The following is a 17494-nucleotide window of genomic DNA, read 5'->3' as shown; positions in this document are numbered from 1 at the left end:
GATGATTATATTTACATTAATACTTTTTGTCCTTCTAGCTTTTATTAGTATTGTTTACATCAAAAATAAAACAATTAGTAATATGTTGGGAATTTTGTTTTTTGCATTGGTAATTGGAAATATTTCATTAATGATGATGAATGATCATAATCATTTTGGAATGAAGACAATTACTGAAGAAAGAACAGTAGATTTAGTTTCAGCTTCGCCAAAAAAAGGTATGAATATGCTTTTGTATAAACCTGTTGGAACAAAGGGAAAAGAAAATGTATATATCTATAGAACAGATAAGAATCAAAAGAAACCAAAATATACAAAGGTAGACACAAATATAAGTATAAGTAATAAAGTGGTAACAACAACAGGTGCTGACAAACTAGTGCAAAAATCTAAATATCGAGTATATAAATCTGAATTTATGAAATTTGTATTTGGAATATCAGGAAATGATCATAAATTTGTTTCAAGAAAAAATGTTTTCTATGTAAATAAAAATTGGTTAGTTTTATCAACTAATCAGGCACAAGAATTACAGAAGAAAATGAAAGATAAGAATTATCAAGCACAGCTAAAAATTGAGGGAAAATCATATGTTCAAAAAGCTGTAATGACTGCAATGATGCAAAATCCTCAAATGACAGAAGATCAAAAAAATAGAATAGTTAATGATGCAACACAACAATTCCAGATGATGAAAATGGAAGAACTAATAAAAAATTTAAAAAATGATTAATTAAACGAGCTGTGACAGAAGTCGTTTAGCAATTGAGCATTAAGGAAGAATAACCTGTAATCATGAACATGTGATTACAGGTTATTCTTTTTTTAGCGGAATTTGCTGACTTATGGATCGCGTTGAGTTGTAACGTTCGTACTAATTGAAGTATTTAATACTTATGTCATATTCTTTTTTTGAAATCAGTGCTTAAACTTTATTTAGAATCATTCCAATTTGAATATTTTTATGATAAATTTAATTATAAATATCCTTTAGGAGTAAATTATGACTGAAATAATAAAGCTAAATCATGTTAATTATTCTGTAAATAATTCTAAAATATTAGATGATATTAATTTGACAATAAATAAAGGCGATTTTTTAACCTTTTCAGGTCCTTCTGGCTCTGGTAAAAGTACAATTATGAGATTAATTGCCAATATGATTAGTCCAAACAGTGGTGAAATTTTATATCAAAATAAAGATATTAATGATTATGAACCTACTGAGTATAGAAGAGAAGTTTCTTATTGTTTTCAACAACCGACTTTATTTGGTGAAACTGTTAAGGATAACCTTGAATTTCCTTTTAAGGTTAGAAATAAAAAGATAGATAATGAGTTACTGATTCAAAAACTAGAGATGGCTAATTTAAATAAGAATTTCATAAATCAAAAAGTAATTGATCTATCAGGTGGTCAACGTCAAAGAATAGCATTACTTAGAAATCTTATGTTCTTGCCTAGTGTATTAATTCTCGATGAAGTAACTACTGGTCTAGATAAGGATAATAAGGAAATAATTCATAATTTAGTAACAGATTTAAATAAAAATCACGACGTTACTGTTCTTGCAATTACTCATGATCAAAGTGAATTAAACGATTCAAAAAGTATTGTAAATATTGAATCTGGAAAAATTGTGGAGGGAAAATAATGCAAAATTTAGCAGTTAACAACTTATCATTAGCATTATCATTTGTACTTGTTTTAGTAGCTCTATATTTTGGTTATAAGGAAAAGTTAGGTATTGATAAAGATATAATAATTGGAGTTATTCGTGCGATTATCCAGCTGTTTGTAGTTGGATATATATTAAAATATATTATTCGTACAAACAATGTAATTTTGACACTAGCAATGATGATTATAATAGTTACTAACGCAGCCTGGAATGCAAAAAAACGTGGTGCTGGAATTCCTGATATCTTTTGGACTTCATTACTTGCAATTGTTACAAGTACAGGAGCTACCATTGGTGTATTAGTTGCTTCTGGATCCATTAGGTTTATTCCACAACAAATAGTTCCTGTTTCTGGAATGATTGCCAGTAATTCAATGGTTGCAATTGGACTTTGTTATCGTAATATGATTGCTGCTTTTAAAGATAGACATCAACAAGTGCTTGAAAAATTAGCCCTTGGAGCAAACATTAAACTAGCTTCTATGGATATTTTAAGAGATAGTATAAGAACAGGAATGTCTCCTACAATTGATTCTGCTAAAACGGTAGGACTTGTAAGTCTGCCAGGGATGATGTCAGGATTAATATTTGCAGGAGTTGATCCAGTCAAAGCTATTAAATACCAGATTATGGTAACGTTTATGCTACTTTCAGCAACAAGTATTGCTTCTGTAATTTCTTGTTATTTTGCATATAAGAAATTTTATAACGATAAAAGCCAACTTGTACTATAATAATAGCAATTCGTTAATAAGGAGAAATAATAATGAGTAATAGTAAAAGAAATATATGGATTGGAATTGGAGCAGTAGTTGCAATTATTGTGATTTTTGCTATTTCAACGTATAACGGCCTAGCAAAAAGAAATCAAGAAGTTGATGCACAATGGAGCCAAGTTGAGAATGTAATGCAAAGAAGATACGACTTGATCCCCAATTTAGTTAACTCAGTTAAAGGAAGCATGAAGCAAGAAAAAGATGTATTTGGAGATATTGCTAAAGCTCGCCAAAACTATAATAAAGCTGATACAACTAAAGAAAAAGCAAATGCAAATGCAAAACTTGATCAATCAGTTGGTACTTTGATTAATGTTATTAGAGAAGACTATCCTCAACTTAAATCAAGTGAGAATGTATCTACACTAATGACTCAACTAGAAGGTTCAGAAAACAGAATAGCAACAGAACGTAAACGTTATAATGACAAAGTTGCTGATTATAATAAGTCTATTATTACTTTCCCTAAAAACATGTTTGCAGGGATGTTTGGTTTCCACCAAAAGAGTTACTTCAAAGCAGATGAAAGTGCAAAAGAAGCTCCTAAAGTAGACTTCAATAATTAATGATGAAAAAGAGATCAATTCTTTTAACATTTTTAATAGTTTATTTGTTTGTATTAGCAATTGGTGGAAAAAAAGTTTATGCACAAATACCATCACGACCTGATTCTTATTATTATGATGAAACCAATATATTAGATGATAAGACTAAAGAATTAGTAGAAAAAACTTCAGAAAATTATCAAAAAACTAAGAAAAAGCCGCAAGTTGTTGTTGCAGCTATTAAGTCAACGGATGGCGATAGTATAGACTCTTATGCTCCTGACTTATTTGAAAACTGGGGAATAGGTAATTCAAAATATAATAATGGAGTACTGATTTTATATGCTCTAAATAATGGGCAGAGAAATGTTCGTATCGAAGTAGGATATGGTTTAGAAGGTGCAATAACTGATGCACAAACTGGACAAATTCTACAAAAATATAAAAACGATTTAAAGTCAAACGATACTCAAAAAATAAATTATGGATTACAACATGTATTTAATTCTGTCACTACGTTAATAGATAAAGAATACGGCTATAAGGTGACTAAAGAAAAAAATAAAGAAGAATCTGGTAATGACAATAACCCGTGGGGAAGTTTAGTTATTTTTGTTATTATTATTCTCATTGCATTATTCTTTAATGGTGGAGGATCATCAGGTCCAGGAGGACGCTATTATAGAAGAGGTACGTATGTAGGTACAGGAATGGGTGGATATTTTGGTAGTGGAAGTGGCGGCTCTTCAGGCGGTGGTTTTGGAGGGTTCGGCGGTGGAAGTTCTGGAGGAGGAGGTTCTTCGATTTGATTAAAAAAATAGCGATAATTGAATTTGGTTCTAACGCTATAAGAACCGCTGAATTTTCTGTGAACTCTACAACCTTTAAAGAAGAATTGCTTGAAAGAATACCTTTAAGATTAATTGAAGATCTTGGACAAGAAAAAGAAGTATCAAAAAAGACAATCAAAAAAGTCATTAATATTATTAATGACTTTTTGAATAGAATTAATGCCAATGTAAAATTATATGCAATAGCTACAGCGGCGGTTCGTAGTGCTGATAATAAAGAAGAATTCATTAAAGAAGTGCAAAAAAGCACTAATATTAAAATAGAAATAATTTCTTCTGACAAGGAAGCTTACTATGACTATTTGGCAGTAGAAAATAAATTAGGTATTTCTGATTTATTAATTGCAGATGTTGGTGGCGGATCGACTGAACTAATCGGTGTGAAGAATAAAAAAATAATTGGAAAAACTAGCGTACCAATTGGTGGCGTAAATATAACAAACAATTTTTTTACTGATATTCCAATAAATAAATACGAGCAAAACTTAGCACAAACAGAAATCAGAAGACATCTACAAAAATTAGATTGGCTAAAAGATTTTAGACAACCTTTAGTATTACTTGGTGGAGCGGGCATTGTTTTATTTAAGATGGCTCAAAATTCAGATTTTATTAAGACCGATGCTTTGAACTTACAGATATCTAGACTTCAAAAGATGAGTAAATATCAAATGAATGAGCTTGCAATAATTCCATCAGGGACAATAGATATTATAAATGGCGGAATTAGTATTATTAGTGAACTACTTAGATATTCGCAACCACAAAAAGTAACTACAATAAAAGCAAGTGTTCGAGAAGGATATTTGATAGATAAGATAAATGGGATGTGACATAAGTATTAAATACTACAATTTAGTAAGAACGTTTCAATTCGAAATGTTCTATAAGTCAGCAAATTTCGCTTAAAAATGAATAGCCAGTAATCATGGACATATGATTACTGGCTATCTTTTTAATGCTCAATTGTTAAGCAACTTCTGTCATGGCTCTTTCAATTATAACTTTCGGCTATTTCTTTCCAATCTTGAGACCAGATAACTGCGATTGCACCTTGTCCTGTATGGACTCCAACCACTGGCCCAATGATACTTGTATCAACTTCCATATCTGGAAAAATATTTTTGAATGTTGTTACCCATTCGTTACTTTTTTCTGGATCGTGAGCATCAATAATAGTTGCTCTTACTTTATAATTTTTATTTTTAATTTGATTAGAGACATCTTGTTGTACTTTTTTAAATGCTTTTATATAAGTGCGCTCTTTTTCAATTACTGATAATTTACCATTACCTGATTCTTGAACATCCATGCCAATTATTGGTTTTATATTCAAAATTCCACCGATAAAACTTGCAGCATTACTCAAACGACCTGTTCTATTTAAGTGCTTTAAATCGTCAACAATTAAACGAACGTTAGTAGTGTCTCTTAATTGGGATAATGCCTCGAATATTTCGTCACTATTATGATTGTCACGTACCATTTTTGAAGCCAATAATGTCATATTAGCTAGTCCAGCGCAAGTTACATGAGAATCAAAAACTCTAAATGTAATATCTTTTCTTTGCTGTGCGTATGTTTTAGCGTTTGAAATAAATGAGCTTATTCCACTTGAAATAAAAATTCCAATAATTTCATCGAAACCCTTTGATTTTAGCTCATCAATCTTTTTTTCTAATGCACCAATTGATGGAGTTGATGTAGTCGGTAATTGTTTTTTTGTGATTAAATTTTTATAAAAATCATCAAATGAAATATCAACCATATCAAGATATTCCTTGTTATCCCATATAATAGGAATCGGTAGAATTTCAATATTATTTTGTTTGATTTGATCATTAGTTAGATAAGAAGAACTATCTGTTAAAATTGCTATGTTAGTCATTATTGTCCACCTCTTGTTAGGATAAGAATAATTCACCCCGTATTCATTAAAGAAAATTATAGTCTAAGTGATATAATTTGCATAGAAAAAGAGGTATTTAGAATGAAAAGGATTGTCATTAATAATTTATCAGATAAGCTACAAAATTTAATTAAAGAAGTTTCTGAATTGGCGCAAAAAGAAATAATAATTAATTTTGAAAATGAAAGAACTACTCCATATATCGAGTTGAGCCAGTCTGAACATAAAGTTAGTGGAAATGTTATTAATATTGAGATAAAAAATTCTCCAAATATTGAGTATATGATTGCTCACGAGTTATTTCATATTAAGTTGGATTATTCTGATTTTACGAAATTAAATTTTAATCTTTATAGTAGTGATGCTAATTTTAACCAACAAGCTCAAGCTACAGCAGTCTCTTTAAAAACTGTTATAGACCATAGATTAATAAAAAATTGGGAACTGTCTAATGAATTCATAACAACAGATATTCAAGAGTCTATTAATTATGGGGCAAAAGAGATGCTGGCCGCTGACGAAGTAAATGCAAGTGATGAACAGTTAATTTTGTATAGAACTCTAATTATGCTAGACAATGATATTTATGATAGCAAGTATATAACTGCTAATGATTTAGCCAAGAGATTAAATGAAGTGATAGGAGATATTCAAAATAGTACGCAACATCATAGTGCATTGGTTAGACTATTTAATACGTTTGATGGGAATGTTAAAAATATTGGTTATATTGATTTAATGCATAATCAATTTACAACATTAACTCCAATCTTTAGTAAGCGACAATTAAGATTAGAAGTTAATCAAATATTTGAAGTATTGCATACTGAATTTGTGAATAAGCAAAATACACATCCATATATTTTATTGACAAAAAATAATAATCAGAATGCAGGCATTATTGAAATACCCGTAAATAAACAAATACCTGATTTTTTTAAAGAATTATATTCGATGACTTTATTAGACTTTTTAGATAGTTACCATATTGAATATTTACTTAGATAGGAGATAACTATGGAACTTCAAAATGAAATTGATCAAGCTGAGTATATTGTTTTTTTAACTGGAGCAGGTATATCAACGGCTTCTGGGATTCCAGATTATAGATCAAAAAAAGGATTATATACAACTAGTGATGATGAAACGCCAGAATATATGTTAAGTCATGATAATTTTATAAATAATCCAAAAAAATTTTATGAATTTGTAATGAAAAATATGTACTTTCCTGATGCTCTTCCTAATATCATCCATAAAAAAATGGCGGATATTACTAATGAAAAAGGAATGGTTATTACTCAAAATGTTGATAATCTTCACGTAAAGGCTGGAACAAAAAATTTAGTTGAGTTTCATGGTAATCTGTATAAAACTTATTGTACAAAGTGTGGCAAACAAGTTGATTATCATGAATATCCTAAAGATTATCATCATAAAGAAGACGGTGGAATTTTAAGAGGAACAACTGTTTTATATGGTGAATCAATAAAACCAGAGGCAATACAAAGATCAGCTATAGCAATTAGTAAGGCTGATTTAATAGTTATAGTAGGAACAAGTTTTAAAGTATATCCATTTGCCAATCTTTTACAGTATAGGAATCAGAACTCAAAAATTATCGCTATTAATAAGGAGAATATTAGTGATGATGATAATATAGAGATGATTGTTGCTGATGCAGTTGATATATTTGAAAAATTAAAATAGGTGAATAATGATTAAAATTGGATTAACAAATTGGGCAAAACATCCAGATTTAATTGATAAAAAAACTATTAGTTTAAAGGATTATGCAAGTTTTTATTCTTGTGTAGAAGTTGATAGTTTTTTTTATGGAATAAAAAATGCTCAAGTAGTAAAAAAATGGTCAGAAACTGTAGACGAAAATTTTGATTTTATTGTAAAAGCGAGTAAGGAAATTACTAAACAAGCAGATGCTTCAGAAATTGAGATTCAAGAACAATGTAATAAGTTAGTAGAATCACTTGTACCATTAAAAAATAAATTAGCAGGTGTATTGTTACAGTTTCCTCCTTTTTTTGACGTAAAAAAAGAAAATATTGAATACTTGTCAACAATATTTAATTTGTTGCATAAATTGCCTTTAATAGTTGAGTTTCGACACAAAAGTTGGTATTCAAAAGATTACTACTTACGGACAATAAATTTTATTAAAAAAAATAAAGTCACATTAGCAATGGTTGATGAACCACAGATAACTGATGGATGTATCCCGTTTGATATAACTGTAACAAATAATGACTTAGGATTTTTTAGATTTCATGGAAGAAATACAAACGGATGGTTCGCACCACTTGGGTTTGAAACGGGTAGTAGAACTAATTATGACTATTCAGACGAAGAACTAGAACAATTAGCAAAAAAAGTTAAAAGTGTTTCAAAAAATGTTAAAAAAGTAGTCGTCATTTTTAATAATAATGGTGGACTACATGCAAATAAAAATGCTATTAAGTTTCAAAAAATATTGAATTTAAAACCTAAAAATATGCAAGTAGAGCAAATTGAACTATTGTAACGTTTATTGAAATGTAAATTTATGCTATAATTTCAATACTTTATATAGGAATTAAAGAACTCGGGAAGAAAATTTAAATTCCCGTTTTTTTATTGAAGGAGCCAGTTATGACTAACCAAAAACCAACATTTTATGTAACCACACCAATATATTATCCATCAGGAAAATTGACTATAGGAAATTCATATACAACTATTGCTGCTGACACTTTGGCACGCTATAAAAGGAATCAAGGATATGATGTTTTCTTTCTGACTGGAACTGATGAGCATGGGCTAAAAATTGAACAAAAAGCCGCTGAAAAAAATATGTCTCCTCAAGAATATGTTGATATGATGGCTAAAGATATCAAAGAACTTTGGAAAAAACTTGAGATTTCTAATGATAAATTTATTAGAACAACCGATCATGAACATGTTGAAGCAGTTCAAAAAATTGTTCAAAAGTTAATTGATCAAGGGGATGTTTATTTAGGTGAATATTCCGGATGGTATTCAGTATCAGATGAAGAATATTTTACTGAGTCTCAATTAGAAGAAGTTTATAAAGATGCCCAAGGAAAAGTAATTGGTGGTAAAGCACCATCAGGGCATGAAGTACAGTTAGTTACTGAGCCAACTTATTTCTTTAAGATGAGTAAATATGCAGACAGATTATTAAAATACTATCAAGATAATCCCGAATTTATTCAACCAGCTTCACGAATGAATGAAATGATTAATAATTTTATTAAACCAGGCTTAGAAGATCTAGCAATGTCACGTACAAGCTTTAATTGGGGTGTTCAAATTCCAAGCGATCCTAAACATGTTGTATATGTTTGGATTGACGCATTATTAAACTATATTACTGCACTTGGATATACTAGTGACGATGATCAGTTATTTAAAAAATTTTGGCCAGCAAATGTTCAGTTTGTTGGAAAAGAAATTGTACGTTTTCATACAATATATTGGCCTATTATATTGATGGCACTTGACTTACCACTTCCCAAACAAGTATTTGGACATGGCTGGTTACTAATGAAAGATGGCAAGATGTCTAAATCTAAGGGAAATGTTGTCTATCCTGAAATGATTGTGGAAAAATACGGTTTGGACGCTCTTCGTTATTACCTAATGCGTGCTATGCCATTTGGTAATGATGGTACATTTACACCTGAAGATTTTGTTGAAAAGATAAATTATGATCTTGCTAATGACCTAGGAAACCTATTGAATCGTACAGTTACAATGATTAATAAATATGACAATGGTGAAATACTTTCTGTTGAAAATATGACTGAATTTGATACAGGGTTGGTTAATACAGCGGAAAGCGTGATTAGTGATTATCATAAACAAATGAATAAATTCCAATTTCCGAGTGCTTTAGATGATGTTTGGAAGCTAATTTCTCGTGCTAACAAGTATATTGATGAAACGCAACCATGGATTTTAGCTAAAGATGATTCAAATAAAAAGATTTTATCTTCAGTTCTTGGACATTTAGCCGAAGTATTAAGATTAGTTGGTTTAATGATTTCTCCAGTTATGACACAAACACCTTCAAAAATATTTACTCAACTAGGATTAGATTTAGATAAAGATAATCAACTTAGCTTTGGAAAAACTGTTGTTGGTAAAAAAGTGATTAAAAAAGGTCAACCAATTTTTCCACGCTTAGATATTAAAGAAGAAGTAGAATATATAAAAAATAAAATGGCTGAAGAACAAGCTAAAGCTGGTGGCGCAAAAATAAGTAAGTCGGCAGCAAAGAAAGCAAAAAGCCAGAGTGAAGTTTCAGAAATTGAATTTGATGACTTTGCAAAAGTTAAAATGATAACCGTTCAAATTAAAGAGGTTTCAAAAGTTAAAAATGCGGATAAATTATTGAAATTTCAATTAGATGATGGCAGCGAAAATCCTAGACAAATTCTTTCTGGAATAGCAGAATACTATCCAAACTTTGAAGAATTAGTTGGGAAAAAAGTAATAGCTGTAATTAACTTAAAACCAAGAAAAATTCGTGGGGAGATGAGTAACGGTATGTTACTTTCTTCAGAAAAAAATGGAAAAGTACAGCTTTTAGTAGTTGATGATTCACACGAAAATGGAGCAGAAGTTGGATAAAATAAAAATTTTTGATTCTCATACACATTTAAATGATAAGCCATTTCAAAATGATATAAATCAATATAATATGAATGCAAGGGAATTAGATGTAATAAAAATTGCTAATGTTGGTTCTGATTACGAATTAAATAATGGAGCAATTGAATTAGCAAATAAGTTCGATAATATGTACGCAATTATTGGATGGCATCCTGAATTTGCAGATCAATATGATGATAAAGCTAAACAGTATCTAAAAGATAATTTGAAGAATGAAAAAGTAGTGGCAATTGGTGAGATAGGGCTTGATTATCATTGGGAAGATGCACCCAGTAAAGAAATTCAAAAACAAGCATTCATAGAACAATTAAAACTTGCCAATGAACTAGGCGTACCAGTATCTATTCATTGCCGAGATGCATATGATGATGCCTATCAAATATTTACATCAATTGATTTGAGTAATACTAAGGTGATTATGCATAGCTTTAATGGAAATGTTGACTGGTTAAATAAGTTTTTAGATTTAGATTTTTATATTTCATATAGTGGTGTTGTATCTTTTAAAAATGCAAAAGAAGTTCATGAGTCAGCGGCAAACACGCCACTTACAAAATTATTACTAGAAACAGATGCACCTTATCTAACTCCAGAGCCTTATAGAGGTTCTCAAAACCAACCAGCTTATACTAGATATGTGTTAGAAGCAATTTCAAAGTTGAGAAATGAATCGATAGAAGAGATTGCTCTTCAAACTTATAAGAATACTTGTGAGATATTTAAAATAAATGAATGAAATAAATGAAGTTATAATTGTAGAAGGTAAGTCAGATACTACACATCTAAGAAGTTTTTTTAAAAATATTGATACAATTGAAACAAATGGTTCAGCCATTGATGAAAAAATTATTGAACAAATAAAATTAGTTAATGAAAAAAGAGGAGCAATTGTATTAACTGATCCTGATTTTAATGGAAATAAGATACGTCAAAAAATCGTTTCACAGATTCCTGAAATAAAGCAAGCCTTTCTACCTAGAAAAAAAGCAGTACCTAAAAAATCAGGAAATAGTCTAGGTGTTGAGCACGCGTCTAAAGAAGACTTGATAGAAGCTCTTAATAATGTTATTACACTGAAAAAATATAAAGAAGAAATAACTCAATCACAACTAATACAATTAAAACTAATAGGATTTAAAGAATCCAAACAACTTAGAGAATATTTGGGAGATAGGCTCCATATTGGGTATGGAAACTCTAAACAATTCTTAAAAAAAGTAAATCAGTTTAATATAAGTATTGAAGAATTAAAAGAAGCAATAAACAGGAGAAATAATGGAGAGTAGACTAAGTATAGCCAATCCAATCAGAACAAATGCAATTATTAAGAAGTTCAATTTACGAGCAAAAAAAAATCTTGGACAAAATTTTTTAACTAATGAACAAGCTATAAATGGAATTGTTGAAGCAGCAAAATTAATAGATACAGACACAGTAATAGAAATTGGCCCAGGAATTGGAGCATTAACTGAAAAGCTTGCTCAAAAAGCTGGTCGAGTTTATGCATTTGAAATTGATTCAACATTGTTACCTGTTTTAGACGATACATTATCTCAATATAATAATATTGAAATAATAAACCAAGATATTTTAAAAGTTAATTTAGTTGAGTTCATAAAAGAAAAAAATATTAGTGGATCAATAAAAGTAGTTGCAAATTTACCTTATTACATAACTACACCAATTTTACTGGGACTTTTAGATGAAGAAATAGAATTTGATAAAATGGTTTTAATGATGCAAAAAGAAGTTGCAGAAAGAATAACTGCAACTCCAGGACATCGAGAATTTGGATCATTAACAATTACTATTCAAAGTAGGATGGATTCGCAAATTTCGTTAATGATTGGGAAAAATTCTTTCTTTCCAAGACCAAAAGTAGATTCAGCAGTTGTAACATTAAGTAAAATGAAAACTAACAAATATGAAATTGAAAATTTTGCAAAATTTAATAAGTTTGTTAGGGCCTGTTTTGCTCAAAAAAGAAAAAGTTTGTGGAATAACCTTTTAAACTTATTAGGTAGGACAGATGAACAAAAAGCTAAAATTAGTAACGCTTTTGAACAAATTAATGTTGAAACTAATGTAAGAGCTGAACAGCTTTCTATCAATAAAATCAAAGAATTATTTGACTTGTTAGATATATAGCTTAATTAGTTTATGCCATTGATTTTCTAAAAAAAATATGATAAAATATTCGCCAGGGAGTTGATAATATGCCAACATCACTAGCAAACATCAAAAATACACTTGATGAACATATCGGAGAAAATCTAACTGTTGTAGCTCAAGCAGGTAGAAAAAAAGTTATACGTCGTAAAGGAAAATTAGCTGAAACATTTCATTCAGTATTTGTTGTTGATTTAGATCAAGACGAGAATTCATTTGAAAGAGTTTCATATAGCTATGCTGACTTATTGACAAAATCAATCGACATCACTTTTGAAAGTGATGAAGATACAATAGAAGAATAGTTAAAACTACATCTATCAAGTAATTGGTAGATGTTTTTTTGTTTAAAAATTTTATAAGAATGTTAAATAAAAGTAATGGCTTTCAGCATTTTTCTAATATATAAGTTAAATTATATTTAGAGGAGTGTATATTATGAAAAAAAACTATGATGCCATTGATTTGATGAAATTTATTGCCGCTATTTTTATAATTGGAATTCACTCGTCCGCTTTAAGAGATATAAGTCCCGTTTTAAATGATGTAATATTTCAAGGAATTGGAAGATTAGGATTTCCTTTGTTTTTTGTTGCTTCGGGATTTTTATTGAGTAAAAAAATTCAAAGTGATACTAAAAACACTAAAATAATTGTAAAAAATTATGTAAAAAGAATTGGTATTGTATATCTTTTTTGGCTTGCTTTTAATTGGAAGTGGGTTTGGGAAAGCTGGTTTGCAAATTCAACAGGTACTTTTGAGAGCAACTTTGTAAAGCTTTGTTTAGACATTGTGTTTCAATCGACGTTTAGCGGATCTTGGTACTTAATGTCATGTATTTTTTCTGCAATATTATATTTTATAGTTTTAAAAAGATTATCTAGAACTCAAAAATTGATTCTTACCGGAATTATCTTTTTTGTAGTAGCAACTTTTTCTTTAAGGATAAACAATCCAATAATTAATTACATAAAAAATGTTTTGTATTTACCTGTTTCAATATTTGTTGGTCCAATATATTTTGCGATTGGAGACCTTATTGCAAATGATGATGTCAGAACTATTAAAGAAAATCAAAATGTATATATCATCGGAACTTTACTTTCTGCAATATTATGGATAATTGAGCTTATTATGAAGAGTAAAATATTAATTTCAACAGATCAATTGTTTATTTATCCAATTATTAGTTACTTTATTTTTTCTCTTTTATTAACAGTAGAAATAAAAATACCATTTTCATATGAAATGAGAAAAATTAGTAGTGTAATGTATTTGAGTCAATTTTCATTTTTATTCTTAAATCAAGCATTTTTAAATCTACCAAGCACAGTATTGTTTTCTTTAACTGTAATTGAAACTATAACTCTTGGAATGGTTGTCTTAAAACTAAATAAATTAAAAGAATTTGATTGGCTAAGCTTAGCATATTAGTTTTATTCGATTTTTATCGATAATTACAAAAAATTAGAGTGAATAGTTCGTAAAAATAGTTTATAATTAATCGAGAAAGTAATATTTTATGAGGTTAATGAATGAAAACACGAAGAAGCGAACGTTTAATTGATGCTACGAACTATCTTTTAAGTAATCCACATACTCTAATTCCATTAACATATTTTTCAAAAAGATATGAATCAGCTAAGTCTTCAATAAGTGAAGATTTAGGAATAGTTAAAAAGACTTTTTTAAAGCGTGGTGTAGGATTTCTTGAAACTTTGCCAGGTGCTGGTGGTGGAGTGATTTTTACTCCAGCTATTAATAAAGAAGTGGCTTCTGAATTTATTGATGAAATGGTTGAAACAGTTTCCGATCCTAAGCGTCTGTTACCAGGAGGTTATGTATACCTTTCTGATATATTAGGATCTCCTGAAACACTTAGAAAGATTGGTTTAATAATAGCTACACAGTATGCTAATGACAAAGTAGATGCTGTTATGACTGTTGCAACAAAGGGTATTCCAATTGCCCAAAGTGTTGCTTCTTGTTTAAACGTTCCCTTTGTTATTGTTAGAAGAGACTCAAAAATAACTGAAGGATCAACTGTCAGCGTTAATTATGTTTCAGGTTCATCAAACAGAATTGAAAAGATGGAGCTTTCAAAAAGAAGTCTACCCGAACACTCACGTGTTTTAGTAGTAGATGACTTTATGAAAGGCGGCGGAACTGTAAGTGGAATGCACGGTATGATTAAAGAATTCAATTCTGAATTAGTTGGTGTTACGGTTTTTGCTGAATCTCCACAAAAGGTAAAAACTTCCAATCTAAAAACTACATCATTAATTAAAGTTAAAAAAATTGATACTGAAAAACAAGAATTACAGGTTGAAAAAGGCACCTATTTAGAAGATGTTTCGCCTGATAATTTTTCATAATATATTCAGGCTCTTTGTTGAGAGAACTGTATCTTTAGGGTATTATTTATAGAGACGGTTTAATCAATCGGAGCCTTTTTAATGTTAGGAGATATTTTTGAATGAGTGATCGATTTGTCGTCATTTTGGCTGCTGGTAAAGGTACCAGAATGAAATCAAAATTATACAAGGTATTGCATAAGGTTAGCGGTAAGGCAATGGTTGACCATGTATTGACTCAAGCTGAATCAATTAATGCTAAAGAAATTGTGACAGTTGTTGGACACGGTGCAACTGATGTTGAAGATCTTTTGGGTGATAGAACTAGGTATGCTTTACAAGAAGAGCAATTAGGGACAGCTCATGCAGTTTTACAAACTGAAGACATACTAAAAGATAAAGAAGGAACAGCACTAATTATTAGTGGAGATACTCCTTTATTTACTCATGAAACATTAGATAATTTGTTCAAATTTCATGAAGAACAAAAAGCTTTGGCAACTATATTGACAGCGAAAGCTCCCAATCCATTTGGGTATGGTCGAATTATCCGAAATAACGAAGGCCAAGTAGTAAAAATCGTCGAACAAAAAGACACTTCTGAAGAAGAAGCAATGGTCGATGAAATTAATACTGGGGTCTATTGTTTTGATAATAAAACTCTTTTCCAGAGATTACATGAAATAGGAAATGATAATGCACAAGGTGAATATTATTTACCAGATGTAATTGAAATTATAAAAAATGTTGGTGGGAAAATTTCTGCTTATCAAATGAGTGATTTTAATGAGTCTATGGGTGTAAATGATCGTGTTGCCTTATCTAGTGCTGAAAAAGTAATGCGTAGAAGAATTAATGAAATGCATATGAGAAATGGTGTTACATTAATTGATCCAGAAAGTACATATATAGATTATGGAGTAGAAATTGGCTCAGATACTATAGTTGAGCCAAATACAAAAATTTTTGGGAATACAGTTATTGGTTCTGATTGCTTAATTGGTAGTGGTAGTAGAATTGAAAATTCTAAAATAGGAAATAATATTAAGATAATAAGTTCAACTATTGAAGAAGCAGAGATGAAAGACGGCAGTAATTGTGGACCAAACAGTCACTTAAGACCTAATGCAATTATTGGGGAAGAGGTTCATATTGGTAATTTTTGTGAAATCAAAAATGCAGATATTGGTCCTCGTACAAAAATTGGCCATTTAACATATGTAGGAGACGCTACATTAGGAAGTGATATTAACGTAGGTTGTGGTGTTGTATTCGTAAACTATGACGGAGTTGAAAAATTCCACAGTACTATTGGAGATCATACATTTATAGGAAGTAATTCTAATATAGTAAATCCTGTTAAGATATCTGATCATGCGTTTGTTGCTGCAGGTTCAACTATAACTGATGATATTCCATATCATGCCATGGGTATTGCCAGGGCAAGGCAAACTAATAAAGAAGATTTTTGGAAACGACTTGCTATAGCTGATAGTGAAGAATGGAATAAATAATTGGAGGAACTTATGATAAGTACAAATAATGAAACTAGACCACTGAAAATTTTCGCTTTAAATTCAAATAAACCATTAGCAGAAAAAATTGCTGAATCAATGGGAGTTGAACTTGGTAAGTCATCAGTTACTAAGTTTAGTGATGGTGAAATTCAGATAAATATTGAAGAAAGTATACGTGGAGCAGAGGTCTTTTTAGTACAATCAACTTCAGATCCCGTAAATGATAATTTAATGGAATTATTAATAATGATTGACGCTTTACGACGTGCTTCTGCTTCAATGATCAATGTTGTAATTCCTTATTATGGCTACGCTAGACAAGATCGTAAGGCGCGTTCACGCGAACCTATCACTGCTAAGTTGGTTGCCAATATGCTTGAACGTGATGGAGTAGATAGAGTTTTAGCACTTGATTTACATGCTGCGCAAATTCAAGGATTCTTCGATATACCAGTGGATCACTTGATGGGAGCTCCTTTGTTAGCTGATTATTTCTTAGAAAAAGGTTTAGATGATAATGCAGTTGTAGTATCTCCTGATCATGGTGGTGTAACTAGAGCTAGAAAATTAGCAGAATTTTTGAAAACACCGATTGCAATTATTGATAAAAGAAGACCAAGAGCAAATGTTGCAGAAGTGATGAATATTATTGGAGATGTAACGGATAAGCGAGCAATTATTATTGATGATATGATTGACACTGCTGGTACTTTGACATTGGCATCACAAGCATTGATTGATGCGGGAGCTAAAGAAGTTTATGCTTGCTGTACACACCCTGTATTATCGGGACCCGCAATAAAAAGGATCGCTGAATCACCAATTAAACAATTAATTGTTACTGATTCAATTAATTTACCAGATGAAAAACAAATTGATAAAATGGTACAAATTTCAGTAGGTCCATTAATTGGAGATGCAATTTTAAGAATTCACAATAATGAACCGGTTAGTCCGTTGTTTGTAACAAGATTTAGGCCTAATAAAAAATAAGTTCTAG

Annotated in this window: 19 protein-coding genes; 18 read left to right on the top strand and 1 reads right to left on the bottom strand. The window is 30.1% G+C overall.

All coding sequences use genetic code 11. The annotated features are described in order from the left end of the window. The first annotated feature begins 1 nt into the window (after position 1). The 6 genes from ACUV9F_RS06380 to ACUV9F_RS06355 all read left to right on the top strand — a co-directional run bounded on the left by ACUV9F_RS06380 (position 2) and on the right by ACUV9F_RS06355 (position 4686). Complete coding sequence (locus ACUV9F_RS06380; RefSeq protein WP_446183440.1) at positions 2-733, top strand: DUF4811 domain-containing protein; 732 nt, start codon at positions 2-4, stop codon at positions 731-733. Positions 734-1003: 270 nt separating this feature from the next. Then, positions 1004-1654: an ABC transporter ATP-binding protein gene (locus tag ACUV9F_RS06375; RefSeq protein WP_446183439.1), complete on the top strand. Its 651-nt coding sequence runs from the start codon at positions 1004-1006 to the stop codon at positions 1652-1654. Then, positions 1654-2415, top strand: a complete 762-nt coding sequence (locus ACUV9F_RS06370) for an ABC transporter permease (protein WP_446183438.1) — start codon at positions 1654-1656, stop codon at positions 2413-2415. The genes ACUV9F_RS06375 and ACUV9F_RS06370 overlap by 1 nt, the downstream gene beginning before the upstream one ends. Before the next feature lie 32 nt (positions 2416-2447). Then, positions 2448-3023 (top strand): LemA family protein, encoded by a 576-nt coding sequence (locus ACUV9F_RS06365; protein WP_446183437.1) that lies wholly within the window; start codon positions 2448-2450, stop codon positions 3021-3023. Further along, positions 3023-3811 carry a TPM domain-containing protein gene (locus ACUV9F_RS06360; protein WP_446183436.1) on the top strand — a complete coding sequence of 263 codons (789 nt, stop codon included), beginning with the start codon at positions 3023-3025 and terminating at the stop codon, positions 3809-3811. Before ACUV9F_RS06365 ends, ACUV9F_RS06360 begins: the two co-directional genes overlap by 1 nt. Further along, positions 3808-4686, top strand: a complete 879-nt coding sequence (locus ACUV9F_RS06355; protein WP_446183435.1) for a Ppx/GppA phosphatase family protein — start codon at positions 3808-3810, stop codon at positions 4684-4686. The genes ACUV9F_RS06360 and ACUV9F_RS06355 overlap by 4 nt, the downstream gene beginning before the upstream one ends. Before the next feature lie 161 nt (positions 4687-4847). Here ACUV9F_RS06355 and ACUV9F_RS06350 read toward each other — a convergent pair whose 3' ends face one another. After that, positions 4848-5741 (bottom strand): DegV family protein, encoded by an 894-nt coding sequence (locus ACUV9F_RS06350; protein WP_446183434.1) that lies wholly within the window; start codon positions 5739-5741, stop codon positions 4848-4850. A 102-nt stretch (positions 5742-5843) separates the two neighbouring features. On the opposite strand from ACUV9F_RS06350, the gene ACUV9F_RS06345 reads away from it, so the two are divergent. From ACUV9F_RS06345 to ACUV9F_RS06290, 12 genes are all read left to right on the top strand, one after another. Beyond that, entirely contained in the window at positions 5844-6770 is a 927-nt protein-coding gene (locus tag ACUV9F_RS06345) for a hypothetical protein (protein WP_446183433.1), read from the top strand. A 9-nt stretch (positions 6771-6779) separates the two neighbouring features. Further along, positions 6780-7472, top strand: coding sequence for an NAD-dependent protein deacylase (locus tag ACUV9F_RS06340; RefSeq protein WP_446183432.1), 693 nt, complete (start codon positions 6780-6782; stop codon positions 7470-7472). Positions 7473-7479: 7 nt separating this feature from the next. Then, positions 7480-8301 (top strand): DUF72 domain-containing protein, encoded by an 822-nt coding sequence (locus tag ACUV9F_RS06335; RefSeq protein WP_446183431.1) that lies wholly within the window; start codon positions 7480-7482, stop codon positions 8299-8301. A 107-nt stretch (positions 8302-8408) separates the two neighbouring features. Further along, a complete protein-coding gene (gene metG / locus ACUV9F_RS06330; protein WP_446183430.1) occupies positions 8409-10412 on the top strand; it encodes a methionine--tRNA ligase in 2004 nt (667 codons plus the stop codon). A gap of 1 nt (position 10413) precedes the next feature. Continuing rightward, entirely contained in the window at positions 10414-11190 is a 777-nt protein-coding gene (locus ACUV9F_RS06325; protein WP_446184361.1) for a TatD family hydrolase, read from the top strand. Then, positions 11183-11740, top strand: coding sequence for a ribonuclease M5 (gene rnmV, locus ACUV9F_RS06320; protein ID WP_446183429.1), 558 nt, complete (start codon positions 11183-11185; stop codon positions 11738-11740). The genes ACUV9F_RS06325 and rnmV overlap by 8 nt, the downstream gene beginning before the upstream one ends. Beyond that, positions 11730-12602 (top strand): 16S rRNA (adenine(1518)-N(6)/adenine(1519)-N(6))-dimethyltransferase RsmA, encoded by an 873-nt coding sequence (gene rsmA / locus ACUV9F_RS06315; RefSeq protein WP_446183428.1) that lies wholly within the window; start codon positions 11730-11732, stop codon positions 12600-12602. Before rnmV ends, rsmA begins: the two co-directional genes overlap by 11 nt. A 68-nt stretch (positions 12603-12670) precedes the next feature. Next, positions 12671-12928, top strand: coding sequence for a Veg family protein (locus tag ACUV9F_RS06310; RefSeq protein ID WP_446183427.1), 258 nt, complete (start codon positions 12671-12673; stop codon positions 12926-12928). 133 nt (positions 12929-13061) lie between these two features. Then, entirely contained in the window at positions 13062-14057 is a 996-nt protein-coding gene (locus ACUV9F_RS06305) for an acyltransferase family protein (RefSeq protein WP_446183426.1), read from the top strand. A 101-nt stretch (positions 14058-14158) separates the two neighbouring features. Beyond that, positions 14159-14998, top strand: a complete 840-nt coding sequence (gene purR / locus ACUV9F_RS06300) for a pur operon repressor (RefSeq protein ID WP_446183425.1) — start codon at positions 14159-14161, stop codon at positions 14996-14998. A 101-nt stretch (positions 14999-15099) separates the two neighbouring features. After that, positions 15100-16491: a bifunctional UDP-N-acetylglucosamine diphosphorylase/glucosamine-1-phosphate N-acetyltransferase GlmU gene (glmU, locus tag ACUV9F_RS06295; protein WP_446183424.1), complete on the top strand. Its 1392-nt coding sequence runs from the start codon at positions 15100-15102 to the stop codon at positions 16489-16491. A gap of 12 nt (positions 16492-16503) precedes the next feature. Then, positions 16504-17487, top strand: coding sequence for a ribose-phosphate diphosphokinase (locus tag ACUV9F_RS06290; RefSeq protein ID WP_446183423.1), 984 nt, complete (start codon positions 16504-16506; stop codon positions 17485-17487). Positions 17488-17494 lie beyond the last annotated feature (7 nt).

This window comes from Daquilactobacillus linshuiensis (assembly GCF_052828685.1).
The sequence above is the reverse complement of the archived record's forward strand: the minus strand, read 5'-3'. Positions and strand labels throughout refer to the sequence as shown.

What these genes read in the sequence shown, in the direction of transcription:
- ACUV9F_RS06380 (WP_446183440.1), top strand. Translation starts at nt 2, where the DNA reads ATGATTATATTTACATTAATACTTTTTGTCCTTCTAGCTTTTATTAGT.
- ACUV9F_RS06375 (WP_446183439.1), top strand. Translation starts at nt 1,004, where the DNA reads ATGACTGAAATAATAAAGCTAAATCATGTTAATTATTCTGTAAATAAT.
- ACUV9F_RS06370 (WP_446183438.1), top strand. Translation starts at nt 1,654, where the DNA reads ATGCAAAATTTAGCAGTTAACAACTTATCATTAGCATTATCATTTGTA.
- ACUV9F_RS06365 (WP_446183437.1), top strand. Translation starts at nt 2,448, where the DNA reads ATGAGTAATAGTAAAAGAAATATATGGATTGGAATTGGAGCAGTAGTT.
- ACUV9F_RS06360 (WP_446183436.1), top strand. Translation starts at nt 3,023, where the DNA reads ATGATGAAAAAGAGATCAATTCTTTTAACATTTTTAATAGTTTATTTG.
- ACUV9F_RS06350 (WP_446183434.1), bottom strand. Translation starts at nt 5,741, where the DNA reads ATGACTAACATAGCAATTTTAACAGATAGTTCTTCTTATCTAACTAAT.
- ACUV9F_RS06345 (WP_446183433.1), top strand. Translation starts at nt 5,844, where the DNA reads ATGAAAAGGATTGTCATTAATAATTTATCAGATAAGCTACAAAATTTA.
- ACUV9F_RS06340 (WP_446183432.1), top strand. Translation starts at nt 6,780, where the DNA reads ATGGAACTTCAAAATGAAATTGATCAAGCTGAGTATATTGTTTTTTTA.
- ACUV9F_RS06335 (WP_446183431.1), top strand. Translation starts at nt 7,480, where the DNA reads ATGATTAAAATTGGATTAACAAATTGGGCAAAACATCCAGATTTAATT.
- metG (WP_446183430.1), top strand. Translation starts at nt 8,409, where the DNA reads ATGACTAACCAAAAACCAACATTTTATGTAACCACACCAATATATTAT.
- rnmV (WP_446183429.1), top strand. Translation starts at nt 11,183, where the DNA reads ATGAATGAAATAAATGAAGTTATAATTGTAGAAGGTAAGTCAGATACT.
- rsmA (WP_446183428.1), top strand. Translation starts at nt 11,730, where the DNA reads ATGGAGAGTAGACTAAGTATAGCCAATCCAATCAGAACAAATGCAATT.
- ACUV9F_RS06310 (WP_446183427.1), top strand. Translation starts at nt 12,671, where the DNA reads ATGCCAACATCACTAGCAAACATCAAAAATACACTTGATGAACATATC.
- ACUV9F_RS06305 (WP_446183426.1), top strand. Translation starts at nt 13,062, where the DNA reads ATGAAAAAAAACTATGATGCCATTGATTTGATGAAATTTATTGCCGCT.
- purR (WP_446183425.1), top strand. Translation starts at nt 14,159, where the DNA reads ATGAAAACACGAAGAAGCGAACGTTTAATTGATGCTACGAACTATCTT.
- glmU (WP_446183424.1), top strand. Translation starts at nt 15,100, where the DNA reads ATGAGTGATCGATTTGTCGTCATTTTGGCTGCTGGTAAAGGTACCAGA.
- ACUV9F_RS06290 (WP_446183423.1), top strand. Translation starts at nt 16,504, where the DNA reads ATGATAAGTACAAATAATGAAACTAGACCACTGAAAATTTTCGCTTTA.